At 45.8% G+C, this 19,841-nt stretch carries 10 protein-coding genes and 1 pseudogene; 6 read left to right on the top strand and 5 right to left on the bottom strand.

The genetic code is table 11. From position 1 onward, the window contains the following. The first annotated feature begins 109 nt into the window (after positions 1-109). The gene (locus tag AC3CH3_RS02570) at positions 110-568 is read left to right on the top strand and encodes a ribonuclease regulator (protein ID WP_488537670.1); all 459 of its coding nucleotides are present in this window, start codon (positions 110-112) and stop codon (positions 566-568) included. A gap of 112 nt (positions 569-680) precedes the next feature. On the opposite strand, the gene AC3CH3_RS02565 is transcribed toward AC3CH3_RS02570, so the two are convergent. Then, on the bottom strand, positions 681-1,166 hold the full coding sequence (locus tag AC3CH3_RS02565; RefSeq protein WP_019825218.1) for a putative 4-hydroxy-4-methyl-2-oxoglutarate aldolase: 486 nt from the start codon (positions 1,164-1,166) through the stop codon (positions 681-683). A 47-nt stretch (positions 1,167-1,213) separates the two neighbouring features. Here AC3CH3_RS02565 and AC3CH3_RS02560 point away from each other — a divergent pair. Next, positions 1,214-1,315 (top strand): annotated as a pseudogene (locus tag AC3CH3_RS02560) (ribonuclease activity regulator protein RraA); the annotation flags it as partial. Positions 1,316-1,745: 430 nt separating this feature from the next. Next, on the top strand, positions 1,746-2,462 hold the full coding sequence (arcA, locus tag AC3CH3_RS02555; RefSeq protein WP_004741534.1) for a two-component system response regulator ArcA: 717 nt from the start codon (positions 1,746-1,748) through the stop codon (positions 2,460-2,462). A 136-nt stretch (positions 2,463-2,598) separates the two neighbouring features. Here arcA and AC3CH3_RS02550 read toward each other — a convergent pair whose 3' ends face one another. From AC3CH3_RS02550 to mnmL, 4 genes are all read right to left on the bottom strand, one after another. Continuing rightward, on the bottom strand, positions 2,599-3,042 hold the full coding sequence (locus tag AC3CH3_RS02550) for a hypothetical protein (protein ID WP_017070077.1): 444 nt from the start codon (positions 3,040-3,042) through the stop codon (positions 2,599-2,601). Positions 3,043-3,049: 7 nt separating this feature from the next. Next, the gene (gene arcB / locus AC3CH3_RS02545) at positions 3,050-5,419 is read right to left on the bottom strand and encodes an aerobic respiration two-component sensor histidine kinase ArcB (RefSeq protein WP_048606756.1); all 2,370 of its coding nucleotides are present in this window, start codon (positions 5,417-5,419) and stop codon (positions 3,050-3,052) included. A gap of 174 nt (positions 5,420-5,593) precedes the next feature. Then, positions 5,594-7,345, bottom strand: coding sequence for a sensor domain-containing diguanylate cyclase (locus tag AC3CH3_RS02540; protein ID WP_488537669.1), 1,752 nt, complete (start codon positions 7,343-7,345; stop codon positions 5,594-5,596). Positions 7,346-7,436: 91 nt separating this feature from the next. After that, positions 7,437-8,390 (bottom strand): tRNA modification radical SAM protein MnmL/YtqA, encoded by a 954-nt coding sequence (gene mnmL, locus AC3CH3_RS02535; protein WP_488537668.1) that lies wholly within the window; start codon positions 8,388-8,390, stop codon positions 7,437-7,439. Between the two features lie 530 nt (positions 8,391-8,920). Here mnmL and gltB (AC3CH3_RS02530) point away from each other — a divergent pair. The 3 genes from gltB (AC3CH3_RS02530) (at position 8,921) to gltB (AC3CH3_RS02520) (ending at position 19,829) form a co-directional block, all read left to right on the top strand. Next, positions 8,921-13,468: a glutamate synthase large subunit gene (gene gltB, locus AC3CH3_RS02530; RefSeq protein ID WP_488537667.1), complete on the top strand. Its 4,548-nt coding sequence runs from the start codon at positions 8,921-8,923 to the stop codon at positions 13,466-13,468. Further along, complete coding sequence (locus AC3CH3_RS02525) at positions 13,468-14,937, top strand: glutamate synthase subunit beta (RefSeq protein WP_048614978.1); 1,470 nt, start codon at positions 13,468-13,470, stop codon at positions 14,935-14,937. Before gltB (AC3CH3_RS02530) ends, AC3CH3_RS02525 begins: the two co-directional genes overlap by 1 nt. Positions 14,938-15,365: 428 nt before the next feature. After that, positions 15,366-19,829, top strand: coding sequence for a glutamate synthase large subunit (gene gltB, locus AC3CH3_RS02520; protein WP_488537666.1), 4,464 nt, complete (start codon positions 15,366-15,368; stop codon positions 19,827-19,829). The last annotated feature ends 12 nt before the right edge of the window (positions 19,830-19,841 follow it).

The raw sequence follows: 19,841 nt of genomic DNA, 5'->3' as shown, positions 1-19,841 counted from the left end.
TATGGTCATAACAAAATGCTATATCGATTGTGCGGCGAACGTACAAGTTCTGTGCTTTAATTGTACGATAACGTTCGAAGAACAACAATAATGACATCAGGAGTGGGAAATGAAGAGATTACTTATTCTTTTGGCTTTTGCTATGCCTGTTGTTTGTTCAGCGAATAGCTTGCCTCTACTACCCAGCCAAATCGATAGTTCTTCTCATAAATTCTTTATCTCCACACAAAACGCATCGAGTGAAAGCTTCGATACTTGGAAGATAGACAGTGGCTACTCTTATAGCTTGTTTTCAGATGTGGATCTTTACGTCGGTACACGTATCAATAGTGCGGCACTAAAACAGGAGAGTGGATTCTTGAGTGGTGTCAGTTATCAGTTATCAGAAAGAGTCTCTTTCAACAGTTCTCTGCACACCTATAAAGACGAGACCGAAGACAATGAGAAATCGGTAGCCGCAGAGGTTTCCAGCCGAGTGCAACTAACAGATAACCTAGATTTGCATGCCACCCTTGATTATGAAGAGTGGCAGCAAGGTGTTGAAGTGGGACTAGGGTTTCGCTTTTAGTCTCTTTAGCTTGTTCTTTATTAACTGATTAGTGCGGATTGAGACCCAAACTTTCAGTACATCACAAACCATTCCCGGTTCTAATCTATCAACGGCATTAAATTTGAGTCAGTTACGATTCAATTAACAACTCAGATGAAACTAACACACCATTCCAATCGGCATAAATATAGTCACCAGGCTGAATCAGTTGATTATGTATAGAGAGCGTCACATTCACTTGGCCGACACCGCGTTTCTCTGTTTTGAATGGCGATGCACCTAACGCTTGAACGCCAAGGTCCATTTGCGACATCATGCCTACATCACGCACCGCACCGTTTACAATCACGCCTTCCCAACCGTTTTCTATCGCGAGAATAGCGAGTTGATCGCCAAGCAGCGCTTTTTGGCATGAGCCATTTCCATCGACAACAAGCACTTTACCAATGCCATCAGTCTCTAAAACCTCGCGAACCTTGGAATTATCGTGATAACAACGAACTGTTACAATTTTTCCAAAGAACGCACCACGTTGACCGAAGTTCTGTAATGGTAGGTTAAGTAATGTGACTTTGCTTTCAAACTCATCACACAAGTCGGGTGTTATATCGTGCATATATCCTCCGTGAGTAAGGCGTTACCGGTTATGTCAGGCTAGCCTCTATGCTTTTATATGTTATTAAAATTAATCCTTTGTTTTCATTGTTCTATGCTCAATTTATTACTCAATAAAAGTTGATTGAGCATATTTATCTACTAGACTCTTAAGACAGCTTTCAGCTTCCTTGGTTCATAATCCGATCTTTAGCAGGCAAGATGTGCGAAGCATCTCGAATAATCATTCTTGTTTTGGTGCTAAATAGTCACCATAACATTGGTTAAGTTGTAGCCATACTATTAAAGTTTGTTGCGATACGGCAATTGATGTAAATCAACAAAGTGAATGGAATTAACATTCTCGCGTTGTTAGCATGCTGTTAACATTATAGAATCCACTCCAATCACTAAAAGAATGATTGAAAGGCGTACTGGATCTACGTTATTGGGCAATACTTCAAGGAAGGCAGATAGCTGGAAGTAAGTGTTTTTTTTGAAAACTTTAAGTTATCATCAAAAATACATTACCTGTATGTTATGTTTTTGCCTAGAATTTATTCTATTAGCACAGTTTCGTCACAAATTTAGGTACCGCCAAATGCAAACCCCGCAGATTCTTATCGTTGAAGATGAGCAAGTAACTCGTAACACTCTAAAGAGTATTTTTGAAGCAGAGGGATATGCTGTTTTTGAGGCTAGCGACGGTGAAGAGATGCACCAAGTGCTATCTGACAACCAAGTTAACCTTGTAATTATGGACATCAACCTTCCAGGTAAGAATGGCCTACTACTTGCGCGTGAACTACGTGAGCAAGCAAACGTAGCGCTTATGTTCTTAACTGGTCGTGATAATGAAGTTGATAAGATCCTTGGCCTAGAGATCGGCGCTGATGACTACATCACTAAGCCTTTCAACCCTCGTGAACTGACTATCCGTGCACGCAACCTTCTGAACCGTTCAATGAGCACAAGCTCTGTTCAAGAAGAGAAGCGTAGCGTTGAGAAGTACGAGTTCAACGGTTGGGTACTAGATATCAACAGTCGTTCTCTGGTTAGCCCAGATGGCGAAGGCTACAAGCTACCTCGTTCAGAGTTCCGTGCTCTACTTCACTTCTGTGAGAACCCAGGTAAGATCCAAACACGTGCAGACCTTCTTAAGAAGATGACAGGCCGTGAGCTTAAACCACACGATCGTACTGTAGACGTAACAATCCGTCGTATTCGTAAGCACTTTGAATCTGTTTCTGGTACGCCAGAAATCATTGCAACGATTCACGGTGAAGGCTACCGCTTTTGTGGTGACCTAGAAGACTAATTCGATTCGCGCTTCTGACCATTTAGCACTACTCACCAGTAAGTACTTTGAACATTAGAAGCGTCATCAATAGTTGTTAAAAAGGGAGAATGCCAACGCATTCTCCCTTTTTTATTGTTCTTAATTGGATAAGGTTTTAGTAAACCGTATCCACCTTAACGTCTTTCTCTACTAACCACTTCACGGTTTCGCCATCTTTAAGTTCAACCGCTACATCAACAGGCTTGTCGCTGTCGATCTCTAGCTGCCATACAAACGCGACTTCCCATTGAGTTTCACTGTGTGTTCTTAAATCAAGATCGTCAGCCGTTACCAACAAGGTGTCTGCACCCTGTTTAACCGTAACACTCTCAACCGCAAGCGTTGCTGGCAGTTGTGAATCTGACTCTAGGTAGATAGAACCATGCAGGGTCTTATCTTGAGTCTCGCCAATCGTTGGCATCTTGTTGTGCCAAAGGTTGCTTTTCATGGTAACTGTTGCTGCAGATACTTCGACTTGATTATCTTGCTGCCATTCTACTTGTGGCGTAGAACAACCCGCTAATGCCACTACACATGCGGCGAATGCTAATTTTTTCATTATTCTTCTACCTTTGGTTTAACCAACTCTTTAAGACTTCAATGTCATTCTGGTATTCGTTATTTATCTCATCAACCCAATCTGAAATGTTCTCCCACCACGCAGGCATATCTGGAGATTGAGCTTTCTGGGCAACTTGTTGGATGCGTTTCAGGCCAATAGAACCTGCTGCACCTTTAATCTTATGTGCCTCAGAAACGATACTGGCTTTATCTTTCGCGACCATGTTGGAGTTCAATATTTCCATATACTCCGGCATCATATCTTCGAACATCGCGATGCTATCCAAAACCGGTTTAGGTCCAACAATATCAACATAAGACTCTAGCATATCAATATCAAGCAAAGTGGTATCAATTGCTGAAAGAACAGGCTTACTCGCGTCGACTTTATCAATGCTCTCAACCTTATCCGTGCCCGCTACCTTCTCAATTACCTCTGGTGCATCTTCGATAAGTTCACTGATCACATCTTGGATAGCTCGAACCGACAAAGGTTTGCTGATCGCTTCGTCCATGCCTTTCTGGAAGTACTCTTGCTTGTTGTTTAAGACGTTCGCAGTTAATGCCACCAAAGGTGGTAGCTGACTGTATTTCTCGCGGTAGTATTGAGCAATGTCGAAACCCGTCATGTCTGGCAGTTGGATATCCAACAACACCAAATCATAGTCTTCAGGGTTGAAAGCAATTTGCGCCTCTTTACCCGTCATCACGACGGTCACTTCATGGCCAAGGCTTTCAAGTAGAGAGCGAGCCACTGTGATATTGAGTTCAATGTCTTCGACCATAAAGATCTTAAGATTCGACTGTTTTCTTGGCGTTTTGATCAGAGCCTGAGTATCGTGATTCACTGGAACTCGAATCGAAACCGTAAAGGTACTGCCAAAGCCCTCTTCACTGGTGACTTCAATGTGGCCATCCATCATATTGATTAGCTGTTGAGAGACAGCAAGACCAATACCCGTGCCGACAGCGTGCAAGTTGTCCGTGCCCGATTTCACCTGATAGTACATCGCGAAAATCTTCTCGATTTCACTTTCAGGAATACCAATACCAGTATCTTCCACTTCCATTGTAATGTTGGCAAAGTCACCATCAATGTCGGCGCTGACTGTCATCACCACTCCACCATCTTTGGTGAACTTCATCGCGTTACTAACAAGGTTCCACAGTACCTGTCTAAGACGAGTACCATCCACCTCAACAGCAGCTGGAAGATCAGACAATCTTTCTAGATCGAACCTTAACCCTTTCTGCTCAGCCATCAACGCAGAGATACTTTCGATCTCGACAACGAAATCTTCAAAGTTAATAGGCGTAGGGAAGAGTTCAAGCTTACGGCGGTCGAACTTATCCATATCGATAATATCGTTGAAGATATTACCCAGTGTCACCGCGCTCACCTTGATGGTTTGCATCTGCTTGCGCTGTTCGGTGGTCAGTTGGCTATCAAGCAGCATGCGGCTCAAGCCAATGATGCCGTTGAGCGGCGTTCTTAACTCGTGGCTAATAGTTGAGATAAAGGTGGTCTTATCGCGGCTGGCTTTTTCTAACGACTCTTGGTGTTCTTTGCGCTCAGTGATATCGCGGCCGAAACCGACTAAACCTAAGTGGCGGCCATCTTTGCTGTAGAAAGGGACTTTACGCAGTTCGAAATAACTCTTGCGGCCATCTGGGTATTCAAGCCATTGGTCATAAGTCAGTGCTTGGTTGTCAGCAAATACTTTCTTATCGGTTTCAACAACTTGCTGAGCGACCTCTTTGCTGTAAACATCCCAAGGAGTTAAACCAACTAGCTCTTTTTCTGTTTTACCAGTGAGCTCTTCAACCGCACGGTTACAACCAGAGAACACACCATCTTCATTACGGTAGTAAATAAGGTCAGGCGAGGCATCGATAAACGAGCGTAACAGTGCAGTTCGTTCTGCGAGTTCAAGCTGAGTACGCTCGCGCTGGAACACCTCGTTTTCGAGATCTTGCATTGCTTCTGCGCGCGCTTCTTCAGCTTTTTCACGCTCTTCAATTTCTTGATTAAGCTTCTCGATATTGAGCTGCATTTTATTGTTGAGTTCTTGGTCTCGCTCACGCATGTCGCCAAGTTTAGAGACCAATTTCGCTAACCTTTGACGTGATTCTTCCAACTGGTCCACGACCACTGACAGAAAATAAACCGCCCAAGGCGTGATCACTAAACCGAAGAAAACTGAACGGACAATGTCGATGTCATCAACATTGCCTTTGAGTGCGAGGGTGATACCGACTTGCACAACAACAGCGAGGGCAACAAGCGCTAGGGCGAGTAAGATAGAAAAGCGGACAATCCCCAGTTTTACGAGTAGATCCACGTAATACTGGGCAAGATTTTTCATGGGTTTCATTTAGCGCTCCATGCGATAAGACTAGCAACATTCTACCCTGTTTGAAGATGGGAGGTAAGCTAGCTACATCACACGCAGCAAGTGTTCAGCGGTAATTTCGAAGGTTAATTAACCAATACAAATACTAACTAAGCAAAAATAGACGGGGATAATCAAATTGCCAGTTTTATAGCGTTAGCGAATTGAGTATGGATGCACCATTGAACGGTTGCGACCGTCTGATTTCGCTTGATACAACGCACTATCAGCCAAGGCAACAGCCGATTCCATTTCATCATCAGGTGTAGGAATGTAAGAGATAATACCAATACTCACCGTGATGAATTCAGAGACTGTCGACTTCTCATGCGCAAGTTCCAATTTTAGGACTTCGTCATGAATACGCTGCGCCACCAGCTGAGCACCTTCGGTCGTTGTATTTGGCAGAATAAAGCCGAACTCTTCACCACCATAACGAGCCACACAATCAGATGAACGATTCAACACCTGCTTAAATGCCTGAGAAACCTGAACCAAAGCATCATCGCCTTGTTGGTGTCCGTAAAAGTCGTTGTAGCCTTTAAAGAAGTCGATATCACATAGCATGATCGTCAGTGGCAGCTTATCACGCACATGATAATGCCACAGTGTAGAGAGCTGTTCATCGAAACGACGTCGGTTAGAAACTTTAGTCAGGCTATCCATAAAGCTGAGGCGTTCAAGTTCAAGGTTGGCTTCTTCAAGCTTTTGTTCTGCTAGATAACGCTCTGTAATATCACGCGCCATGATCAACACACCATTAGTGCTCGATGCTGGATCTCTAAACGGTGATTTGACTACATCATACCAAGTAAATGCTCCATCACTTGAGACCACTTTGTCGATATAACGCAGCGATTTACTTTGATGAAGCACTTGATGGTCGGTTTCTGATATTCGCGTATAGATGCTATGTGGCACCACATCTTGTAAACGCTTACCGATCAAGTCACTGACTTCAGAGATACCCAGCGCAGCCACAAATGGTTTATTACACGCTTGATACACCATGTTTTCATTAAAGATACCAATCGAGTCTGGGCTGGCCTCCAGGATGTTTTGCAAGATGGTGTCACGCTGCGCAAGTGCCACTTCGGTATCTTTTCGCTTCTCCATTTCGCCACGCAGCTTCTGCTGCATGTCATGCCAATCGGTCACATCATGGCTAATAGAGAGCGTGCCGATGGTTGATCCGTCTTGTGAGAGCAAGACACTTTGGTAGGTTTCAAGCAAGCAGCTTTTTCCATCTTGATCTGTAGTCCAAGAGCGTTCACTTACACGACCTTTTAATACTCCACCAGAAACACTCAGGGTGCCCTCTTCAGCACGACCATGCCAAAACTTTTTAAACGAGCGATTACTCGTCACTAACTGACCTTTCTGATCTTTCACGTAGATCAGCTCAGACAAAGAATCCAAAGCGGTACGAGCAACATTCAGTTCTCGAACTTCTTGGGACAGTTCTTCGTTAGTGTTTTTATAAGGTGAGGCGTGAATCATCCAAGCCTGCTTATTTCTAAAATGGATCTTACGACCGACTAGGTTGATCTTGAACGACTCAAATTCAGAAAGCGCCCACAGGGAGACCAGCTCGAAGGCTCGAGAGTTGATGTGGTTGGTTAAGTAGTGATGAAAGCTGTTCTCACTTTCCACAGTAGGAAAGCGAAAATTAATACCGATTTGGCGGATACCAAGCAACTGCATGGCTTGGCGATTGGCATAGAGTATTTCGCCACTTCGAACATCAACAAAGTAGAGTGGCGACGGAGTAGCAAGTAGAAGCGTTTCGATATGCGACTGATAACGAGAATAGAGATGCCAGCAAATGAGAGCAATCAGCAATACAACAACGATATAAATACCGTAGCCATACGCCCTGTCCCACAACCAAGTCATTACCAGTTCCATTTACTCTCAATCTATACCATAAAATCTGTGAGGGAAATGTTACCACTATTTGTTGGTTTTATCTGCTGTTACCTACAGTCACCCATTTCTATTAATTGGCCGCGTTTAAAACAGGCAACGTGTACTCGAATGCAGAGCCCATTTTGATGCCTTGAGCACCGGTTTTATCCAACGAACGACCTATTTCAGTCATCGCTAACCAGCGGTTCTCACACCATAAAGGAGAAAGTAAGGTTGGGCGTCTCGCCGCTGAAGAAACACGGTGATAAACCACGTCCGCAGGCGTGCGTTGAATGATCTCACTCGCGATATCAATGTACTCTTCAAGGCTTGGTGCCTCTAGCTTTCCAGCCTTCCACGCCTTAGCCATGGTACTGCCCTCTACTATATGAAGGCCATGAAGCTTAATGCCATCAGTGCCAACGGCTAATACCTTGTCTAAGGTTTCAAGGTTATCCGCTTTAGTTTCTTTTGGTAGGCCAACAATCAGATGAGTACACACCTTGATACCTAAAGCGCGTGCGCGTTGGGTGATCGTTTCATACACCGCAAAATCGTGGCCGCGGTTAATTCGCTTGAGGGTTTTATCATTGGCGGTTTGCAGGCCAAGCTCGAGCCAAATCTCATAGCCTTGTTTAACGTAGCCCGCTAACAGATCCAACACCGCATCAGGCACACAGTCTGGTCGCGTGCCAACACAAAGACCAACGATCTCTGCACCGGGTGCTTTTAGCGCCTCTTCATACATATTCTTGAGCACTTGCACCTCAGCATAAGTGCTGGTGTACGCCTGAAAGTAAGCCAGATACTTCTTGGCACGAGCAATCTCACCCGCACGATCTTTTAGCTGGTCCGCAATACTTTGAATTTGAGTTTGCTCATCAGCAAAGGAAGCCACGTTACAAAACGTGCAACCTCCACGGCCAATTGTCCCGTCTCGGTTTGGGCAGCTGAAACCACCATGAAGCGTCAGCTTGTGAACCTTCTCGCCATAGCGGCGTTGAAGGTCTTGGCCGATAGTATTGACCAACTCGTGTAATTGCATATTTTCAAAGCACTCAAGTAAATAAGAATGAATATCAGTCTTTTTTTGAAAAAAAATTACATCCCTGCAAAATTCGACCAATTAGTTTACTCAAGGCTTTTTGCGAGCAACCTAACAAATATCAATAAACATGCAAAAAATCGGCTCTATTTGCCTAATGTTGCACATTTGCTAGGCATTAAATTCAAAATAAAACGAAAAAAATGGTCTACATGGGTCAACTTTCATTGCAATTCGCCTAGACAAAATTGTAGGATACTTACACATATTGGCTATTTTTGAGTATTTACTTACAACGAAAACTTGCTAATAAGTCGGTGATATCTAACTCCCACCTATATAAACCACTAGTTTGTGGTTAAAAATAAACAGGTATCACTAAGGATTGTTTTTCTCGCAATACTTTTCCTGCGAGATACGGAAAGGATTCAAACCGCCAGCATAGGCAGGTTTAGACCCATAAATATAAAAGGACAAGGCTGACTTTATACAAATAAGTTGCGCCTAGATTTAACTGGAAGGATGTATCTATGGTAGATCAAGAGCAGAACTCACAGGGTCTGTATACTCCTGAATTGGAGCATGACGCTTGTGGTATCGGTTTTGTTGCGCATCTAAAGAATCGCAAATCTCATGATGTAGTAACTCAAGCACTCGATATGCTTGCACGTATGGAACACCGCGGCGGCCAAGGCTGCGATCCGTGTTCTGGTGATGGTGCAGGTATCCTGCTACAGAAGCCGCACGAATTCTTACTAGAAGAAGCCGTAAAGCTTGGAATTAAGCTGCCATCTTTTGAAAAATATGGTGTTGGTGTTGTACTTTTCCCTAAAGATGAACACAAACGTGCACAGTGTCGTGACATTCTAGAACGCAATGCACAGCGCCTAGAGTTAGAAGTTATCGGTTACCGTGAACTTCCAACTGACAATTCAATGATTGGTGCTGACCCACTAAGCACTGAACCTCAATTTGAACACGTATTTATTTCTGGCGGCCCTGGTATCACACCAGAAGAGCTTGAGCGTAAACTGTATGTTCTACGTAACTACACGGTTCGTGTATGCCTAGAAAGCGTTTCAAATATCGGTGATGACTTCTACATCAACTCTATGTCTTACAAGACATTGGTGTACAAAGGTCAGCTCACAACTGAACAAGTTCCTCAGTACTTCCTAGATCTGCAAAACCCAACCATGGTGACAGCTCTAGCACTGGTACACTCTCGCTTCTCTACCAATACATTCCCACGTTGGCGTCTAGCTCAGCCTTTCCGTTACATTGCGCATAATGGCGAAATCAATACGGTTCGCGGCAACCTTAACTGGATGAAAGCGCGTGAAGCGATCCTTGAATCGGATCTGTTCACACAAGCTGAAATCGACATGCTACTGCCTATCTGTCAAGAAGGTAGTTCGGATTCATCAAACTTCGATATGGCACTTGAGCTTCTGGTTCTGTCTGGTCGTACTCTGCCACACGCATTGATGATGATGATCCCTGAAGCATGGCAAGAAAACAAAAACATGGATCCAACTCGTCGTGCGTTCTACCAGTACCACGCGAACGTAATGGAACCATGGGATGGTCCAGCATCTGTCTGCTTCACTGATGGTGTTCAAGTAGGTGCAACGCTTGACCGTAATGGTCTGCGCCCTTCTCGCTACACAGTAACTAAAGACGACTTCCTAGTAATGGCGTCTGAATCTGGCGTAGTAGAAATCGCACCAGAAAACGTTGAATACCGTGGTCGTCTACAGCCTGGTCGTATCTTCGTTGCTGACCTTGAGCAAGGCCGCATCATTTCTGATGAAGAAGTGAAAGACGGTATCGCTAAATCGCAACCCTACGAAAAATGGGTTGAAGAGAATCTTCTGAGCTTGAAAAAGCTACCGGATGCTAGCAACGAATTTAACCAACCTTCTCCAGAGAAACTGCTACACAAACAGCAATCGTTTGGTGTGAGCTCTGAAGAAGTAAACGAAATCATTCTCCCTCTTGCAAAAACAGGTTACGAGCCACTTTCTGCAATGGGTGCTGACTGGCCGCTAGCGATTCTGTCTCATCAATCGCAGCACCTTTCAAACTACTTTAAGCAGTTGTTTGCACAAGTAACGAACCCGCCGATCGACCCGATTCGTGAGCGTATGGTTATGTCTCTGAACACTTACCTAGGTAAAGATCAGAACTTACTTGCTGAAACACCTGAACACTGTCAAAAAGTAGAACTTGAGTCTCCTGTTCTTTCTAACTCAGAGTTAGAAAAACTGCGTGCAATCGATAACGAGCACCTTCAATCGAAGACGCTGGATATCGTATTCCAAGCAAATGGCGACCAAGGTAAGTTAGAGCGCGCACTTAAGCGTATCTGCCAATACGCAGAAGACGCAGTGATTGATGGCTACTCTATCATCCTACTGACAGACCGTGCGGTTAACTCTAACCACGCTGCTATTCCAGCAATGCTGGCTGTTGGCGCGGTTCACCACCACCTAATCCGTAAAGGCCTACGTGCTAAGTGTGACATCGTTGTTGAAACCGGCGACGCTCGTGAGACACACCACTTTGCAACGCTTATCGGTTACGGTGCGAACGCAGTTAACCCATACCTAGTTATTGAAACGATTGTTGAACTACAACGTACGAAGAAGCTAGATCCAAACGTACACCCACGTGAGTTATTCGATAACTACCGTAAAGGTGTTAACGGCGGTCTACTTAAGATCTTCTCTAAGATGGGGATCTCTACGCTACAGTCTTACCACGGTGCACAAATCTTTGAAGCACTTGGTGTTAGCAAATCAGTGGTTGAAAAATACTTCACAGGTACTGTTTCTCGTATCCAAGGTCTAACGATCGACGATATCGCGCGAGAAGTATTGGTTCGTCACCGTGTTGGCTATCCAGCTCGTGAAATCCCAGCTCAGATCCTTGATGTTGGTGGTGTTTACCAATGGAAACAACGTGGTGAGAAGCACCTATTCAACCCTGAAACGATTTCTCTACTTCAAGAATCGACGCGTAACAAAGATTACGGCCAGTTCAAGAAGTACGCAAAAGCAGTTGATGACCAAGGCGACAACGCAGCAACGCTACGTAGCCAACTGGATTTCATCAAGAACCCTGCGGGCTCTATTCCTCTAGCAGAAGTAGAACCAATCGAGAACATCCTTAAGCGTTTCGCTACCGGCGCAATGAGCTTTGGTTCAATCTCGCATGAGGCTCACTCAACACTGGCTGTTGCGATGAACCGCATTGGCGCGAAATCAAACTCAGGTGAAGGTGGTGAAGATCCAGCACGTTTCGAACGTAAAGAAAACGGCGACTGGGAACGTTCAGCAATCAAACAGGTGGCTTCTGGTCGCTTTGGTGTAACGTCTTACTACCTATCTAACGCTGATGAGCTACAAATCAAGATGGCTCAAGGTGCGAAACCGGGCGAAGGTGGTCAACTACCTGGTGATAAGGTTGATGATTGGATCGGCGCAACGCGTCACTCGACTCCAGGCGTAGGTCTTATCTCTCCACCGCCACACCACGATATCTACTCAATCGAAGATTTGGCTCAGCTGATCTACGATCTGAAAAACGCGAACCGTAACGGCCGTGTCAACGTGAAGCTAGTATCGGAAGCTGGCGTAGGTACGATTGCATCTGGTGTAGCGAAAGCGAAAGCTGACGTAGTACTTATCGCAGGTTTTGATGGTGGTACGGGGGCATCTCCGATGTCTTCTATCCGTCACACAGGTCTGCCTTGGGAGCTGGGTCTAGCGGAAACTCACCAAACGCTACTGAAAAACGGCCTACGTAACCGTATCGTTGTTCAGTCTGATGGTCAGATGAAAACACCACGTGACCTTGCAGTAGCAACGTTACTTGGCGCTGAAGAATGGGGCGTAGCAACAGCAGCTCTAGTGGTTGAAGGCTGTATCATGATGCGTAAGTGTCACAAGAATACATGTCCTGTTGGTATCGCTACACAGAACAAGACTCTGCGTGAACGTTTCGACGGCCGCGTAGAAGACGTAGTCACTTTCTTCCAATACATGGCTGAAGGTCTGCGTGAAGTAATGGCTGAACTTGGCTTCCGCTCTATCGATGAGATGGTGGGTCAATCGCACAAACTTAAAGTTCGTGATGACATCGGTCACTGGAAGTACAAGAACCTAGATCTAACACCTGTACTGCACATCGAGCAGGCGCGTGAAGAAGATGGTATCTACAACCAGACACAACAAAACCACAATCTAGAAGACGTTCTAGACCGCAAGTTGATTCAAGCTGCGATTCCAGCTCTTGAGAAAGGCGAAGCCGTGAATGCGAGCTTCCCTATCATCAACACGGACCGCTCTGCAGGTACCATGCTGTCGAACGAAATCTCGAAGGTTTACAAAGACCAAGGTTTACCACAACCAATGAACGTTAAGTTCCACGGTAGTGCTGGCCAATCTTTCGGTGCGTTCCTTGCGAAAGGCGTTAAGTTCGAAGTAGAAGGCGACGCGAACGATTACTGGGGTAAAGGTCTGTCTGGCGGTACTTTGGTACTGTACCCAGATGCGAAATCGACTATCGTTGCTGAAGACAACATCGTGGTAGGTAACGTATGTTTCTACGGTGCGACTTCAGGTGAATCTTTCATTCGTGGTATGGCTGGCGAACGTTTCTGTGTTCGTAACTCTGGCGCGAAGGTTGTTGTTGAAGGCGTTGGTGACCACGGTTGTGAATACATGACTGGCGGTGTCGCAATTATCCTTGGCTCAACAGGTCGCAACTTTGCTGCTGGTATGAGTGGCGGTGTGGCTTATGTTTGGGATAAAGCAGGTGACTTCGAGACCAAGCTTAACTCTGAACTTGTAGACCTAGATCCAATTGAACAAGAAGATAAAGATCTTCTACTAGATATGCTAACTAAGCATGTTGAATTCACAGGAAGTGAAGTTGCTCAGTCTTTCCTAGACAACTTTGAAGCAAGTGTTGCATCGCTAGTTAAAGTAATGCCACGCGACTACAAAGCGGTTCTTGAAAAGCGTAAAGCTGAAGCACAACAGGCACAAACGGAAGAAGTGGAGGCAGTATAATGGGTAAGCCTACTGGATTTTTAGAACACGGTCGTGAGCTTCCAAAGAAGCTCGACCCGTCAGTTCGAATTGAAGACAACAAAGAGTTCGTACTTAACGAAGAGTTTGGTGAAAAGATCAATACTCAAGCCTCTCGTTGTATGGACTGTGGCGTACCTTTCTGTCACAACGGCTGTCCGATTGGTAACATCATCCCAGAATTCAATGATGCGGTTTACCGTGACAGCTGGGAAGAGGCTTGGAACATTCTAAGCTCTACCAACAACTTCCCTGAGTTTACAGGTCGTGTTTGTCCTGCTCCTTGTGAAAGTGCCTGTGTTCTTGGTATCAACCAAGACCCAATCACTATCTGTAATATCGAGAAAACGATTGTTGAAACTGCGTACCGTGAAGGGTACGCAAAACCTAAAACACCACGCTCTCGCACAGGTAAAACTGTCGCAGTTATCGGTTCAGGTCCTGCTGGCCTAGCCGCAGCGGAGCAGCTAAACAGCGCTGGTCACTCGGTAACGGTATTTGAACGTGACGAGAAAGTCGGTGGTCTACTTCGCTTCGGTATCCCAGACTTCAAACTGGGTATGGACGTGATTGATCGTAAGATCAACCTAATGGCTGAAGCGGGCGTTGAATTTAAAGTTAACCAACACATCGGTGTTGATGTTAATGCTCAACAGTTACGCCAAGAGTTTGATGTGGTATTGCTAACGGGTGGTTCTACGGTTCCACGCGACTTACCAATCCCAGGTCGTGAGCTGGAAGGCGTTCACTTTGCCATGGAATTCCTTGGTCAAAACAACCGCCGTGCTAACGACTTAGACCTTAAGACAGAAGAGATTCACGCTAAAGATAAGCACATTGTGGTTATCGGTGGTGGTGATACTGGTTCTGACTGTGTGGGCACATCAAACCGTCATAAGGCAGCAAGTATTACTCAGGTTGAGATCATGCCGATCCCACCAGAGAAGCGCCCTGCAAACATGCCTTGGCCTCAATACCCAATGATCATGAAAACCACCACTTCTCACGAAGAAGGTTGTGAACGTCACTGGAACATCTTAACCAAAGAGTTCATCGGTAACGAGCAAGGTCAAGTGACGGGTCTGCGTATTGCTGACATCGTTTGGCAAGATGCGAAACCGGGTGAGCGTCCAGGCTTTGATGAAGTCGCGAACTCTGAACGTGTTATTCCTTGTGACATGGCATTCCTAGCAATGGGCTTCTTACACCCAGAGCCAACCGGTGTGCTTGCTCAACTAGACATTAAACTGGACGAGCGCGGTAACGTTGCTTCTGAAGGTTTTGCAACGAACCAGAAAGGTGTTTTCGCTGCTGGTGATATGCGTACTGGTCAATCTCTAGTTGTACGTTGTATTAATGAAGGTCGTGAATGTGCAATTGCCATTGATGACTTCTTAATGGGTAACTCAAACTTAGAAGCGAAAGCTGATTCACTCATGCTTTCCGCATAATATTTCTCAGGCTAGCGTCAATGACGTTAGCCTAGAGGAAAAGCAACACCCTTCCTAACTTTTATATTTGGCTAGCACTCGATGCTAGCCTTTTTTCTATCTGGCATTTGTCGTTTTCAAAATCACCCTGTTGTACATGTTAAATCTCGTTAACATCCACCTTACATATCTCATTGATATCCATCGACTATTTTAGATTATTAAGTGGCTAATCGCGTTTATGCATGATAATTAACCATGAACTTGACCTTAAACACAATTAGCTATACGTTGTAAAGCTGGTGAAAATAAAACCAATAGGTTTTGTTAACACAACCAATAACGTTTTAACTGGCTAAAGCAAACTATCAGTTTATAAAAAACAACAAGTATATGAATAGTTAGTCATTTACTGTCTGGATGACAGAGAAGCAAAAGGGAGAATTGCAATGGCTCTATATGATCCTAGTCTTGAAAAAGACAACTGTGGATTTGGTTTAATAGCGCAAATGGAAGGCCAACCTAGTCATAAGTTGGTAAGAACTGCTATTTCAGCCCTAGATCGCATGACACACCGTGGTGGTATCGCTGCGGATGGTAAAACCGGGGATGGCTGTGGCTTATTGCTACAGAAACCAGACTCTTATCTCAGAATTATTGCAGAAGAGAATAACTTCAAGCTCGGCAAGCAATACGCTGTCGGCATGATTTTTTTCAGCCAAGACCCAATCAAAGCGCAATCAGCACAAGACATCGTCAATAAAGAGCTCGCTCAAGAGACACTCACCGTTGCAGGTTGGCGTGTCGTGCCGACTAACACCGAAGTTTTGGGTCCCATCGCGAAAGACTCGGTTCCCAACATTCAACAGGTGTTTATCTCAGCACCTGCAGGCTGGCGTGAGCGTGATATCGAACGCCGCCTATACATTGCTCGTCGCAGAATTGAAAAGCAGATCACCGAAGACAAAGATTTCTATATTTGTAGCCTTTCAACACAAGTAATGGTCTACAAAGGTCTGTGTATGCCCGCCGATCTTCCGCGATTTTACCTCGATCTTGCAGACTTACGTATGGAATCGGCAATATGTCTGTTCCACCAGCGTTTCTCAACTAACACACAACCACGCTGGCCACTGGCTCAACCATTCCGCTATTTGGCGCACAATGGTGAGATCAATACCATCGAAGGTAACCGCCAATGGGCCAAGGCTCGTGCCTATAAATTCTCTTCACCGTTGCTGCCCGACTTACAAACGGCTGCACCCTTTGTGAATGAGACAGGCTCAGATTCATCAAGCCTAGATAACATGCTCGACCTGTTCCTTGCCGGTGGTATGGATGTGTTCCGAGCGATGCGCATGCTTGTGCCGCCCGCTTGGCAAAATCACCCAGACATGGACCCAGATCTGCGTGCCTTTTACGACTTCAACTCCAAGCACATGGAACCGTGGGATGGCCCTGCTGGCATCGTACTTTCTGATGGTCGTTACGCCGCATGTAACCTTGATAGAAATGGCCTGCGACCAGCGCGTTATGTGATTACCAAAGACAATCTAATCACACTGGCATCTGAGGTCGGTATCTGGAACTACGCACCGGATGAAGTTGCAGAAAAAGGTCGTGTTGGTCCAGGTGAGTTACTGGTGATAGATACTCGCCGCGGCAAACTGTGGCAATCTAATGAAATCGATAATGACCTCAAAAGCCGCCACCCATATAAAGAGTGGATGGAAAAGAATGTTCACAAATTAACGCCATTTTCTGCGTTGCAAGATGACCAAGTCGGTAAGCGTAGCTTTGACGATGACACGCTCAAGACCTACCAAAAACAGTTTGCGATGAGCAACGAGGAGTCCGACCAAGTACTGCGTGTACTTGGTGATATGGGGCAAGAAGCAGTAGGCTCAATGGGCGATGATACTCCGATGGCTGTTCTCTCTTCAAAAGAGCGTCTGGTTACTGATTACTTCCGTCAGAAGTTTGCACAGGTCACCAACCCTCCGATTGATCCATTGCGTGAAAAACACGTGATGTCTTTGGCGACCAGTATCGGTAAAGAGATGAACGTGTTCTGTGAAACAGACGGTCACGCCTATCGTGTGACGTTTGATTCACCAGTACTGCTTTACTCAGACATGCAACAGCTTCTGCAGTTAAGTCAGAAACATTACCGTCATGTCATTCTCAGCATGCACTACGACCCGAATCATCAAGATCTCGAACAAGCGATCAAAGCGGTATGTGATAGCGCAGAACAAGAAGTCCGTGAGGGTGCGGTTTTAGTTGTGCTATCGGACAAAGGTTTAGAAAAAGGCAAACTACCGATCCCTGCAGCCATGGTGGTTGGCGCGGTTCAAACAAGGCTTGCTGATACTAACCTGCGTTGTGATGCCAACATCGTGGTTGAGACAGCCACTGCTCGTGACCCACATCAGTTCGCAGTTCTACTTGGCTTCGGTGCGACCGCGGTTTATCCATACCTTGCTTATGAAGCGTTAGGTAAAATGTTGGATGATGGTTCTTTAGATAAAGACTATCGTACCGCGATGCAGAACTACCAAAACGGCATCAACAAAGGTCTGTATAAGATCATGTCGAAGATGGGCATTTCTACGATTGCTTCATATCGTTGTTCGCAACTTTTCGAAGCCGTTGGCCTACATTCCGATGTTGTTAAGCTCTGTTTCCGCGGAGTTACCACACGAATCCAAGGCGCAAGCTTTAGCGATTTCCAACAAGATATCTATAACTTATCTCGTAAAGCGTGGACTAAGCGCAAACCGATCGAACACGGCGGTTTACTGAAATACGTCCATGGCGGTGAATATCACGCCTACAACCCAGATGTAGTTGGCACACTGCAAACCGCAGTTAAAACTGGCGAAACTTCGGATTACCTATCTTTTGCTAAACAGGTAAATGCTCGCCCTGCGGCAATGTTACGTGACTTAATGAGCCTGAAAAAAGCCGATAAACCACTAACACTTGAGCAAGTAGAGCCAAGTAGCGATCTGTTTAAGCGCTTTGACTCGGCTGCGATGTCGATTGGAGCTTTGAGCCCAGAAGCTCATGAAGCACTGGCTATGGCGATGAACCGATTAGGAGGCTACTCCAACTCTGGTGAAGGTGGTGAAGACCCACGACGCTTTGGGACTGACCGCAACTCGCGCATCAAGCAGATTGCGTCTGGTCGATTTGGCGTAACACCGCATTACTTAACCAATGCAGATGTTCTGCAAATCAAGGTCGCGCAAGGTGCGAAACCCGGTGAAGGTGGTCAGCTGCCAGGTCATAAAGTCACGGCAGAAATCGCCAAACTGAGATACTCAGTTCAAGGGGTCACGCTGATTTCCCCTCCTCCACATCACGATATCTATTCCATCGAAGATTTGGCACAGCTGATTTTCGACCTTAAACAAGTGAATCCTAAAGCCTTAGTTTCAGTGAAGTTAGTATCCGAACCGGGTGTCGGCACGATTGCAACAGGTGTGGCAAAAGCCTATGCGGATCTGATCACCATTTCAGGTTACGACGGCGGTACCGCGGCAAGCCCACTGACTTCGGTGAAATACGCTGGCTGTCCTTGGGAGCTAGGGCTCGCGGAAACCCAGCAAGCATTGGTTGCTAACGGGCTTCGTCATAAGATCCGTCTGCAAGTCGATGGTGGTCTGAAAACTGGCCTTGATGTGATTAAAGGCGCGATTCTCGGTGCTGAAAGCTTTGGTTTCGGGACTGCGCCAATGGTCGCGATGGGTTGTAAGTTCTTACGAATTTGTCACCTAAACAACTGTGCAACGGGTGTTGCGACTCAAGATGAAACGCTACGCCGTGAATACTTCAAAGGCCTGCCAGACATGGTGGTGAACTACTTTACTGGCCTAGCCGATGAAGTTCGCCAGTACCTTGCAGAACTTGGCGTAGAGAAACTTACTGATCTGATTGGTCGTACTGATTTGCTTGAAGCCGTTCAAGGCCTCACGGCGAAACAGAGCAAGCTCGATCTCTCTTCGATATTGGAAGCTCCGGTATCTGCTGAAGGTCATCCATTATTTTGGACAGAGCCAAACGCACCCTTTGATAAGGCTCAACTCAACCAACAGATCCTTGATGATGCAATCGATGCGATTGAGAAACGTCAATCCACCAGCCTTTACTACAACGTGATCAATACCGATCGCTCGATTGGTGCTCGAATCTCTGGCGAAATTGCCAAACGTTACGGTAACCAAGGCATGGCAGGCTCACCCATTAAGTTGTATCTCGATGGTACCGCAGGCCAATCCTTTGCGGTTTGGAACGCTGGCGGCGTAGAGCTGTATCTGACGGGTGATGCCAATGACTATGTCGGCAAAGGCATGGCGGGCGGCAAAGTAGTGATCAAACCTCACCAAGGCACAGCGTTTACTTGTAACGAAGCGACCATCATCGGCAATACCTGCTTGTATGGCGCAACCGGAGGCAAGCTGTTCGCTGCGGGTACTGCCGGCGAGCGATTTGGCGTACGTAACTCAGGTACCGTTGCGGTGATTGAAGGTGCAGGTGACAACGCTTGTGAATACATGACAGGCGGTATTGTTGCCATTCTTGGCGCAACCGGAGTGAACTTCGGTGCCGGTATGACGGGTGGTTTTGCTTATGTGATGGATAAGAATGAAGACTTCCAAGGCCGTGTGAACAACGAATCGGTCGAAGCGCTTTCTCTGTCTGATTTATTTATCCACCAAGAACATCTGCGTGGCTTAATTGCTGAACACTTAGAAGAGACTGGCTCAGTACACGCTGAAGCTATTCTGGCGAACTTTGATGAATGGATTCCGAAGTTCTACCTAGTGAAGCCAAAGACGGCGGATCTGAACACCTTGCTCGGCCACCAAAGCCGCAGCTCAGCTGAACTTCGTGTTCAAGCGCAATAATTGGAAGGAGCC

This window comes from Vibrio sp. QJM3NY_35, from assembly GCF_057785915.1.
The sequence above is the reverse complement of the archived record's forward strand: the minus strand, read 5'-3'. Positions and strand labels throughout refer to the sequence as shown.